A 10,171-nucleotide genomic window follows, 5' to 3' on the forward strand; every position below is an offset into this window, starting at 1 on the left:
AGAGCGTGGGAACGATCAACATCGATTCAACTGAACTACCGCATTCGCGAGCAGGCTCGCTCCCACAGGGAAATGTGCTTATCTGGCATCTGGCTTAGCAAGGAAGGTATAAACACACGGCAGCACGAACAACGTAAACAACGTGCCAATCGACATCCCTGTGGCAATCACCATGCCGATATCAAAGCGGCTCACGGCGCCCGCGCCGGTTGCCAGAATCAGCGGCACCATGCCGAACACCATTGCCGCCGTCGTCATCAGTACCGGGCGCAAGCGAATTGCTGCCGCTTCCTCCACCGCGTCACGGGCGCTCAGGCCCTTGTCCTTGCGCAACTGGTTGGCGAATTCGACGATCAGGATGCCGTGCTTGCTGATCAGGCCGATCAGCGTCACCAGCCCCACCTGGGTGTAGATGTTCATGCTCGACCAGCCGAGGAACAACGGGATCAGCGCGCCGCAGATCGACAGCGGTACGGTGACCAGAATCACCAACGGATCGCGGAAGCTTTCGAACTGTGCGGCCAGCACCAGAAAGATGATCGCCAGCGCCAGAGCGAATGTGACCCACAATGCGCTGCCTTCCTGCACGTACTGGCGCGAGGCACCACCGTAATCGAAGGCAAACCCGGCCGGTGCTTCTTCGCGGGCAATCTGCAGCACGGTATCGATGGCTTCGCCCATGCTCACCAGCGGGAAACCGGAAATCTTCGCCGCGTTGAGCTGCTGGAACTGATTGAGCTGGCGCGGCCTTGCGCGGTCGCTGACCTTGATCAAGGTCGACAATGGCAGCAATTCGCCCTGGGTGTTTTTCACGTAGTAATTGTTCAGCCAGTCCGGGTTGTCGCGGTAGGCCCGTTCGACCTGGGCGATGACCTTGTAGCTGCGCCCGTCGATGGTGAAGCGGTTGATCTCCGCCTCGCCCAGCAAGGTCGCCAGCGTGCTGCCGAGGTCTAGCATCGACACGCCCATCTGCGCAGCCTTGTCGCGGTCGATATCGACCACTACTTCCGGCTTGTCGAACGCCAGATCGAGGTCGACGAAGGCGAACTTGCCTGACTCCATGGCGCGTTTCTCGATGCGCTCGGCGACTTGCAGCAGCAGTTCATAGTCATTGGCGGTGTTGACCACGAATTCGAAGGGCAGGCCTTCACCGGTGCCGGGCAGGGAGGGCAGGTTGAAACCGAAGATCTGCAGGCCGGGAATGCTCTCCAGTTTGCTCTGCACCTCGGGGAGGATTTCCATCTGCGTGCGGCTACGCTCATTCCATGGCTTGAGCAGGAAGCCGCCGATACCGGCCTGCACGCCGCTATAGCCGTTGATCTGGAACGAGGAGTAGTACTCGGGAAACTCCTTGAAGATGGTGATGAATTCGTCGGTGTAGGTGCTCAGGTAGTCGAGGTTGGTCGGCTGCGGCGCGCTGGCCATCATGAAAATGATGCCCTGGTCTTCGTCCGGGGCCAGTTCCGACTTGGTGAACTTGAGAAACACCGGAATCAGGCACAGCACGATCACCGCGAACACCAGCACCACCGGCCGCGTATTGAGCGTGCCATGCAGCATGCTTTGATAACGGCGCTTGAGGCCTTCAAAGACGCGGTCGAGACGATGGGCCAGGCCGCTGGGATTCTCTTCGTGGCGCAACAGAAACGCGCACATCATCGGCGACAGTGTCAGGGCGACGACGCCGGAGATCACCACCGCACCGGCCAGGGTCAGGGCGAACTCCTTGAACAGCGCTCCGGTCAGCCCGGTGAGGAAACCGATCGGCGCATACACCGCCGCCAGGGTGATGGTCATCGACACCACTGGCATGGCGATTTCCCGGGCGCCTTCCAGGGCTGCGTCGAACGGCGTCTTGCCTTCCTCGATGTGCCGGTGGATGTTTTCCACCACGACGATCGCGTCGTCCACCACCAGACCGATGGCCAGCACCATCGCCAGCAGCGTCAGCAGGTTCATCGAGTAACCCATCATCTGCATGAAGAACATCACGCCGATCATCGACAGCGGAATGGTCACCACCGGGATCACCACCGAACGCAACGCGCCGAGGAACAGGAACACCACGACGATGACGATCAGTACCGCTTCGAACAAGGTCTTCACCACCTCATCGATCGAGGCCTGAATGAACAGCGTGGCGTCGTAGGCGATCTCGCTTTTCAGGTTCGGCGGCAGCTGCGCTTCCAGCTCGGGCATCAGCTTGCGCACTTCCTTGATCACGTCCAGCGGGTTGGCGCCGGGGGTGGCCTTGATGCCGATGTACACCGACGGCGTGCCGCCGAACGAGCTGATCGAATCGTAGTTTTCCGCGCCCATTTCCACCCGCGCCACATCACGCAGCAGCACGCGGCTGTCGCCATCGACCTTGAGCGGAATCGCCGAAAAGGCCTCGGCGGATTTCAGTTCGGTGTTGGCGTTGATGCTGGTGACGGTGTACTCGCCTTTCACTTCGCCGGCAGCGGAGAGGAAGTTGTACTGGCGCACCGCTGCGGTCACGTCGGCGGCGCTGAGGCCGAAGCCGGCGAGTTTCACCGGGTCGAGCCACAGGCGCATGGCGAACACCTGATTGCCGAGGATCTCCGCTTCGGCCATGCCCGGCAGCGTCGCCAGTTTCGGCTGGATCACACGCGACAGGTAATCGGTGATCTGCGGGTTGCTCAGGTCTTTGCTGAAGAAGCTGATGTACATCAGCGCCGAAGCGTCGGCGGACTCCTTGCTCAGCACCGGGTCTTCGGCGTCCTGCGGCAGCTTGTTCTTCACCTCGTTGGCCTTGGCCAGCAGTTCGGTGAACAAGCGGTCGGTGTTGGCACCGATGCGCGCGTAGATCGAAATCACCGAGAAGTTCTGCCGGCTGACCGAGGTCATGTAATCGATGCCTTCGGCGCTGGCCAGACTCTGTTGCATCGGCTGGGTGATGTAGCCCTGAATGGTTTCGGCGTTGGCCCCGGGATAAGCCGTGGTCACCGTGATCAGGGCGTTTTCCATTTGCGGGTACTGGCGCAGGGGCAGCTTGCTCCAGGCCTGAAAGCCCAGCAGCACAATCAGCAGGCTGACCACGGTGGCCAGCACCGGGCGGCGGATGAACGGATCGGTAAAAGCCATGGGGATTCCTTGATCAGTCGGCGCGAGGCGGACTGTTCTGCTCGCCGAGGGTCTTGTCGTCGCTGATGGCGATAGGGGCACCGTTGTCCAGTTTGATCTGGCCAGCCGTCACCACTTGTTCGCCGCTCTGCACGCCCTTGTTGATCATCACCAGGCCATCGCGGCGTTCACCGGTCTCGACGAAACGACGTTCGGCAATCAGCAGCGGTTGGCCGTTGTCATCCTTGGCGACGCTGCCGTCCTCGGCTTTCTTTTTCCCGACCACGTAAACCGAGTTGCCGTACAGGGTGTAGGTGATCGCGCTTTCCGGCACGACGATGTGCTTCTGCGGATTTGGCAGCAGCACTTCAAGGCTGGCGAACATCCCCGGCAGCAGCTTGCCGTCGGGGTTGGCGAGGGTGGCGCGGACGAGGATGTTGCGCGTGGTGCTTTCGACGATCGGGTTGATCGCGCTGATCTTGCCGACAAAGTTCTGCCCCGGATACGCGGCGACGGTGAACTGCACGGGCTGGCCGATAGCGAGTTTCGGCACCGCTTGTTCCGGCACGTAGAAGTCAGCGTAGAGGCTGCTCAAATCTTGCAACGTGGCGATTTTGGTACCGCTGGCGAGGTAGTCGCCGACGTCGACCTGGCGGATGCCGATGGTGCCGCTGAATGGCGCGAGGATACGCTTTTTCGCCAGCGACGCGTTGAGCTGATTGACCGTGGCCTTGTTCTTTTGGAGAACGGCGGAGAGGCGGTCGTACTCGCCTTTGGAGATCGCGCGGCTGTCGACCAGTTGCGCGCCACGGCCGAAGTCCAGTTGCGCCAGGCCGAGGTCGGCGCGGGCAGTTTCCAGCAGGGCGGATTCGACGGCGCTGTCGAGTTGCAGCAGCGGTTGCCCGGCCTTGACCTTCTGCCCGGATTCGAATTTGAGTTCAGTGACGGTGCCGGCGACTTCCAGACTCAAGTCGACACCTTGCAGCGCCTTGAGCGTGCCGACGGTGGGCAGGCGCATCTGCCACGGCTGTTCGCCGGCAGTGGCCACGGCGACGCTGATCGGCGGCTTGGGCTTGGAAAAGCCCTGGATCATCGTGTAGATCGAAAAGGCTTTATAACCGCCCAGCACCAGGACGAGCAGCAAAACAACACCCAACATGATCAGCATGCGGCGACGCAGCATATTTCCATTTCCTTGGATAAATCATGAGACAGGCGGGCACATTACTCCGAGTCAGGTGGGGATTCCAACTGGCAGTGTTTACAGGTGCAGCGGGACACAATCCTGTGGTGAGGGGATTTATCCCCGTTGGGCTGCGAAGCGGCCCCCTGAATCCTTTAGTCATACCGCAATTGCAGTTTTAAGGGCGGCTGCGCCACCCAACGGGGATAAATCCCCTCGCCACAGGTTGATTGTCAGCCACGGGACTTGTTGTCAGGCCATCAAGTGCAGATGGTTGTCCCAGAGCCCCGCCGGCAATTCCAGCGGCTTGGCCAGCAGTTGTGCTTGACGGCAATCGTAGTAACGGCAACGGCCCTGACCCGAAGTCACGACAAAGCCATCCTTTACCGCACCAACGCCGGCGCAATCAGGCAAAGGCGCATCGAGGCGCAGTTCGCCGCTGTCCAGATCCCAGATAAAGAAGCGATTGCCGCGCGGCGCCGTCAATGCGACCAGACGCAGATCGCTGTGCACCGCGACGCTGGCGGTGTAGTGCCCCATCGCCTGCAACTGCTGCTCGGCCACCGGGAACGCCACGAACGCTTGTCCCGGTCGCTTGATCGCCAACAGCTCCGAGCGCTCGTGGGACGGCCCCATGAATTGCTGACCGGCGACGATGGTGCCGTCACTGGCGATGCCCAGGTGGCGGACGCTGTTCATCTGCTGGGCGAGGGTTTCCTTGCTCAGCAACGTGCCGTCGCGCTGCATCAACACCAGGCTCGGTTCCATGGCGTTAAGGTTCATGTCGACGCGGCTTTCCGCCTCGGTGCGAATCCCACCGTTGGCCACTACCAGCGTCTCGCCGTCGGGCATCCAGGACACCTGATGCGGGCCGAGACCGTGAGTGGAAATCTCGCCCGTGTGCACCAGCCGTTCGCCTTCGAACTTGTACACGCCGAGCAGGCCACGGCCGGGATCGCTCGTGTCATTCTCGGTGGCGTACAGGTATTCGCCGTCCTTGTGCACCACGGCGTGGCCGTAGAAGTGCCGGTCCGGCTGCGAGGTCACGGTCTGCAGCAGCTTGCCGTCGCGCAGGTCGATCAGGTAACTCTCGGTTCCCGGACGCCGCGCGACGAACAGCGCCAGCGGCTGCGTCGGATGATTGATGATGTCGTGACAACGCTGGCCGACGTGGGTGGCGAACACCCGCGTACCGTCGAGCCGATAGCCGACGGCGTAATGCTTGCCGTCAGTATCGTCGCGCGCCGACAGCAACAGCGGGCTCTGATCCTTGCGTTTGAACAGCGTCCAGCCGCCCAGCGTCACTGCTCCCAGCAGTGCACTACCTAAAGTCAGAACCTGACGTCGCAGCATGGCACTCGCCCTCATCAGTCACCGTCGTTGGCGTTGAAGCCCAGTTGGATGCCCAGCGCCTTGGCCAGCTCGCCTTCATGCAGGCGATGGACGACGTTGAGGCTGTCGTAGATATCGTTGAGTTGCTGGCGCCCGGCGTCGTCCTCGAGCATTTCGCCGAGCGAACGCTGGGTGCTATCGAACAGCTTCAGCGAAGCGGCATAAGCGGCATCGATCTTGTCCGCCAACGGTTTCTGCTCGGCCGGCAGCAGACCGCGCAGGCCTTTGTTGTCGACGCCTTCCCAGACGGTTTTGGCTGCGGCAAGGCTGGCTTCCAGCGCCGTCAGCGACGACTGGCTGCGCCACGCATCCGCCTGGAATGGCTGCGGCACGCCTTTGCTCTGCCGGCCCATCGGCGTGCCGAGTTTTTTCTTCAGGGTATCCAGTGCCGTCACTTGTACGCGCAGCAGATCGGCGATCGCTTCGTGGGAGTCGGCGTAGCGCTGGTTAGGGAACTTGCTCATCTGCGCGAGCATGCCGTCGGTGTTGTTCCAGCCCTGCAGGATTTCTTCGGCCAGTTGCTTCTGGCGTTCGCCGATGGCGATCAGCAGCGGGCAGTATTTGGCTTTTTGCGCGTCGTTGGCGACGTCAGGCCTGGCGTCGAAGAGGATGTATTCGTAAGCCGACAGTCCCTGCACCACGACGCTGGATTTGGCCAGTGCGGCGGCATCGATCTGCGGCTGGGCGACGACCAGTTGCTCGACCTGACGGCCGACGAGATTTTTCTTGTCCGGCCAGAACTGTACTTGCCACGAGCGATTGCCCTCGGCCAGCGGACCGATCAGCAGCGGTTGCAACTCGGCCCAGGCTTTCTGCGCGTGAAGGAAATCGGCACGGGCGGTTTCCAGGGTCTCTTTGCCCTGGCAATAGGCGAGGGCGCTGACCGCCAGTTGCCGGTCGGCTTCGACCCAACGGGTGTAGGTCGGCAGGATCACCGATTTGGCGATCGCCGCCGAAGTGACCGCTTGCGGGTCCTGCGGCGAGCAGGCGCCGAGGGCGAGCGCGGCAAGGCTGGTGAACAGTAACTTGGGACGGAACATGTCGGGCTCCCGATGCTTTTACAGTATTTAAAGTGAGTTCAGAAAAGCCAGCAACGCAGCGCGCTGCTCGGCATTGAAAGACAAAACCTGTTGCTGCGCCGCCGACGCTTCGCCGCCATGCCAGAGCACCGCTTCGAGCAGGTTGCGTGCGCGGCCGTCATGCAAAAACTGGGTGTGACCGCTGACCGCTTGCGTCAGACCGATCCCCCACAACGGCGGCGTGCGCCAGTCTCGGCCGGAGGCCCGAAATTCGGTGCGGTTGTCCGCCAGGCCTTCGCCCATGTCATGCAGCAGCAAGTCGCTGTATGGACGAATCACCTGATTGGCCAATTCCGGTTCGGCGGCATCGGCGGCCGTGGTGTATTTCGGCGTGTGGCACGACTGGCAACCGGCCTGGAAAAACAGATTCTTGCCGGCCAGCACCTGTGGATCGTTGACGCCACGGCGCGCCGGCACTGCCAGGTTGCGGCTGTAGAACAGCACCAGACGCAGAATGTTTTCGCTGACTTCCGGTTCGCCGTCGGGACCATTGCCGTTCGGCGCCTGTTTGCAAGCGGTTTGCGCTTCGGTGCAATCGTCGAACGGCCGCAGGCTAGTGGTCAGGCCCATGTCACCGGAGAACGCGTGAACATTCTGTTGATTGAGATTCGGTTGCCCGGCTTTCCAGCCGAACCGGCCGATGACGGTCTTCTGCAACTGGTCATCCCAGACCTGGTTGGGCCGGCCGTTGATGCCATTGTTCTCTTTCGCCTGGGCGGCGGCGTTGGCGAGGATCGCCTCCTCGGGGATCGCTTCGAGCAGGCCCAGACCAATCATCGGCGGCGCCACCCGCGCGGAAAAACGCGTGTCCGGGTGCATCGGGCCGTAACCGAGTTGAGTGATCTGCAAGGTCGGTTTGCGCAGCTCGACTTCAGTGCCGTCCTTGAAGCGTACGGGCACCGGCGTGTAGTCCACCCGCACCTTGCCTTCCGGGGCAACGCCGGGCACGGCCATGTCCTGGAACTGCCCGCCATACACCGGCTCCGGCACCACGCCGAGCTGTTGGATGACTTTGGCGTATTGCGGCGCGTCGGGAATCGACAGGCGCACCAGCATCGACACTGCATTGCTTGCATCAGGTGCCGGCGGATGACCGCGACCGTCCTTGATGTGGCAATTCTGGCAGGCGTTGGTATTGAACAACGGGCCGAGACCGTCGCGCGCCGTGGTGGTCGACGGCGCGATCACCCACGGGCTGCGAAAGAAACTGTTGCCGACACTGAAGTCCACCCGCCGCGAGGGCGGCAAGTTGGCCGATGGCAGGGAAAAGGCGTTCTGATCGCTCTTGCGCACAGTCGCCGCACCGCCCGAACGCGCTTCCCCCGGCTCGGCCTTGGTGAAACGCGGGGCGTCATCGCAGGCACTCAGGCCCAGGGCCAGCAACAGTGCGGACAAGCGAAGAGGCAGCGAGGGCATCAGACATCCTGCGGACGGGCAAAAATGAAGGCGCAAAGTCTAACAGGGCGGGGGAGTTTGAATAAGAGGAATTATCGTTTGCTTGATACAGCGCAAATCTGCAGAGCGATGCAAACCCCCTGTAGGAGCTGCCGAAGGCTGCGATCTTTTGATTTTGATCTTCAACAATCAAGATCAACAGATCGCAGCCTTCGGCAGCTCCTACAGGGGACTGTGAACATGGGGTATGAAAAAGGCGACCCGAAGGTCGCCTCTTTTTGACGCGGACGCTGCGATCAGAATTCGTGATCGGCGCTGTCCGGGTTCAGGTCGCTGATGCCCAGTTTGCCCGCAGCGGCTTCGATCGAGCCGGTCTGCTTGACCAGCGCGGCGATGGCGTCGCGAACGACCTGGTTGCCAGCGGTGTTGCCGGCAGCGATCAACTGGTCGTAGTGCTCACCCTTGTTGGCGTGATCGACCATGACCTGGATCTTCGCTTCGGTCGCGGCCAGATCGGCTTTCAGCGCGGTGTCGGCAGCCGGATCGGCCTTGGCCACCAGCGACGACAGGCTGGCGCCGGTCATCTTGGTGCCGTCAACACGGGTGTACTCGCCCAGGTAAACGTTACGCACGCCTTTGGCGTCGTAGAAGTGCGAGTAGTGGGTGTTGTCGCTGAAGCAATCCTGCTCGTCTTCAGGGGAGTTGGCTTCCAGGGAAACCTTCATGCGCTCGCCCGCCAGTTCACCCAGGGACAGGCTGCCCATGCCGAAGAGCATTTTGCGCAGGCCGGTTTCGCCTGGCTCGGCTTCCAGGGTGGCGCGGTAGTTGTCGGCCACGTTCGGCTTCCAGTTGGCGACCATTTCTTCCAGATCGCTGACCAGCAGTTGGGTCACGGCTTTCAGGTAGGCGCGACGACGCTCGTTGTGACCACCGGTGGCGCCGGCGCCTTCCAGGTAGTCCGAGGCCGGACGGTTGCCAGCGCCAGGGCCGGTGCCGTTCAGATCCTGGCCCCAGAGCAGGAATTCGATCGCGTGGTAGCCGGTGGCGACGTTGGCTTCCGAGCCGCCCAGCTCGTTGAGGCTGGCGAGTTTTTCCGGGGTGATTTCTTTCACGTCGACTTTGTCTTCGCCGACCTGCACTTCGGTGTTGGCAATGATATTGGCGCTGGCGCCCGGGTTACCCAGTGCGTGCTCGTAGGATTTGTCGACGTAGTCGATCAGGCCTTCGTCCAGCGGCCAGGCGTTAACCTGACCTTCCCAATCGTCAATGATGGTGTTGCCGAAGCGGAACACTTCGCTCTGCAGGTACGGCACGCGCGCGGCGACCCAGGCAGCCTTGGCTGCTTTGAGGGTGTCGGCATTCGGCTTGGCGAGGAACGCGTCGACCGCAGTTTGCAGGGTTTTCGCAGTGGATTCGGCATCGCTGTAAACGGCGAAGACCATGTCGGCATAGTGCGCGACCACGGCCTTGGCGGCAGCATCGTCAACTTTACCGGCAGCAGGAGTCGGTGCAGCGGCAGGGGCTGGAGCAGCGCTGCTGGAAGCCGGAGTCATTTCGGAGGCTTTTTCTTTGTCCTTGCCTTCGCCGCAACCGGCGAGGGAAATAGCGATGGCCAGCAGACTGGCGGTAGCCAGAGGCATACGAATCATGGCGAACATCCTGCTTCGGTAGTTGAATGGACTGGCGCCGGGGGCGCGCAAAACTGCGACATAATGCAAATCTTTCGCATTATGTGTAAAGGCGTGCTTGGAAATATTTCTTATTTGCGCATGAAAATCAAAAGATCGCAGCCTCGTTGCACTCGTCAGCTCCTACAGGGGGAACGCATTTCAAATGTAGATACTCTGTTCACGGTCAAGCTTTTTGGGTGTGTTTATCGCTAAAAAGCTTGGCTGTACTGAAGTCTTCGCCTGCCCGCATGCAGGCCCATAGTCCGGTCAGGTATTTGCGCATGACTGCGACAATAGCCTGCATCTTCCTCTTTCCTCGAGCCACCAAGGCTTCGTAAAACGCTTTCACATTTGGGTCGCAACGTATG

At 61.3% G+C, this 10,171-nt stretch carries 6 protein-coding genes and 1 pseudogene; all 7 read right to left on the reverse strand.

The window, feature by feature from the left end; translation table 11 throughout:
- Positions 1–78: 78 nt before the first annotated feature.
- The gene (locus CKW30_RS21010) at positions 79–3,105 is read right to left on the reverse strand and encodes a multidrug efflux RND transporter permease subunit (RefSeq protein ID WP_095181798.1); all 3,027 of its coding nucleotides are present in this window, start codon (positions 3,103–3,105) and stop codon (positions 79–81) included.
- Positions 3,106–3,118: 13 nt separating this feature from the next.
- Positions 3,119–4,267, reverse strand: a complete 1,149-nt coding sequence (locus CKW30_RS21015; protein WP_095181799.1) for an efflux RND transporter periplasmic adaptor subunit — start codon at positions 4,265–4,267, stop codon at positions 3,119–3,121.
- 252 nt (positions 4,268–4,519) lie between these two features.
- A complete protein-coding gene (locus CKW30_RS21020) occupies positions 4,520–5,620 on the reverse strand; it encodes a DUF1513 domain-containing protein (RefSeq protein ID WP_095181800.1) in 1,101 nt (366 codons plus the stop codon).
- A 14-nt stretch (positions 5,621–5,634) separates the two neighbouring features.
- A complete protein-coding gene (locus tag CKW30_RS21025; RefSeq protein WP_095181801.1) occupies positions 5,635–6,699 on the reverse strand; it encodes an imelysin family protein in 1,065 nt (354 codons plus the stop codon).
- Positions 6,700–6,726: 27 nt separating this feature from the next.
- Positions 6,727–8,154, reverse strand: a complete 1,428-nt coding sequence (locus CKW30_RS21030; RefSeq protein ID WP_095181802.1) for a di-heme oxidoredictase family protein — start codon at positions 8,152–8,154, stop codon at positions 6,727–6,729.
- 275 nt (positions 8,155–8,429) lie between these two features.
- On the reverse strand, positions 8,430–9,782 hold the full coding sequence (locus tag CKW30_RS21035; protein WP_095181803.1) for an imelysin family protein: 1,353 nt from the start codon (positions 9,780–9,782) through the stop codon (positions 8,430–8,432).
- Positions 9,783–9,987: 205 nt separating this feature from the next.
- A pseudogene (locus CKW30_RS27385) lies at positions 9,988–10,171 on the reverse strand (IS110 family transposase); the annotation flags it as partial.

Origin of the sequence: Pseudomonas sp. Irchel 3F6, from assembly GCF_900187595.1 — a bacterium.
Taxonomy (GTDB): Bacteria; Pseudomonadota; Gammaproteobacteria; order Pseudomonadales; family Pseudomonadaceae; genus Aquipseudomonas; species Aquipseudomonas siliginis.

Coding starts and splice junctions, on each gene's coding strand:
- CKW30_RS21030 (WP_095181802.1), bottom strand. CDS start 8,154: ATGCCCTCGCTGCCTCTTCGCTTGTCCGCACTGTTGCTGGCCCTGGGC.
- CKW30_RS21020 (WP_095181800.1), bottom strand. CDS start 5,620: ATGCTGCGACGTCAGGTTCTGACTTTAGGTAGTGCACTGCTGGGAGCA.
- CKW30_RS21025 (WP_095181801.1), bottom strand. CDS start 6,699: ATGTTCCGTCCCAAGTTACTGTTCACCAGCCTTGCCGCGCTCGCCCTC.
- CKW30_RS21010 (WP_095181798.1), bottom strand. CDS start 3,105: ATGGCTTTTACCGATCCGTTCATCCGCCGCCCGGTGCTGGCCACCGTG.
- CKW30_RS21035 (WP_095181803.1), bottom strand. CDS start 9,782: ATGATTCGTATGCCTCTGGCTACCGCCAGTCTGCTGGCCATCGCTATT.
- CKW30_RS21015 (WP_095181799.1), bottom strand. CDS start 4,267: ATGCTGCGTCGCCGCATGCTGATCATGTTGGGTGTTGTTTTGCTGCTC.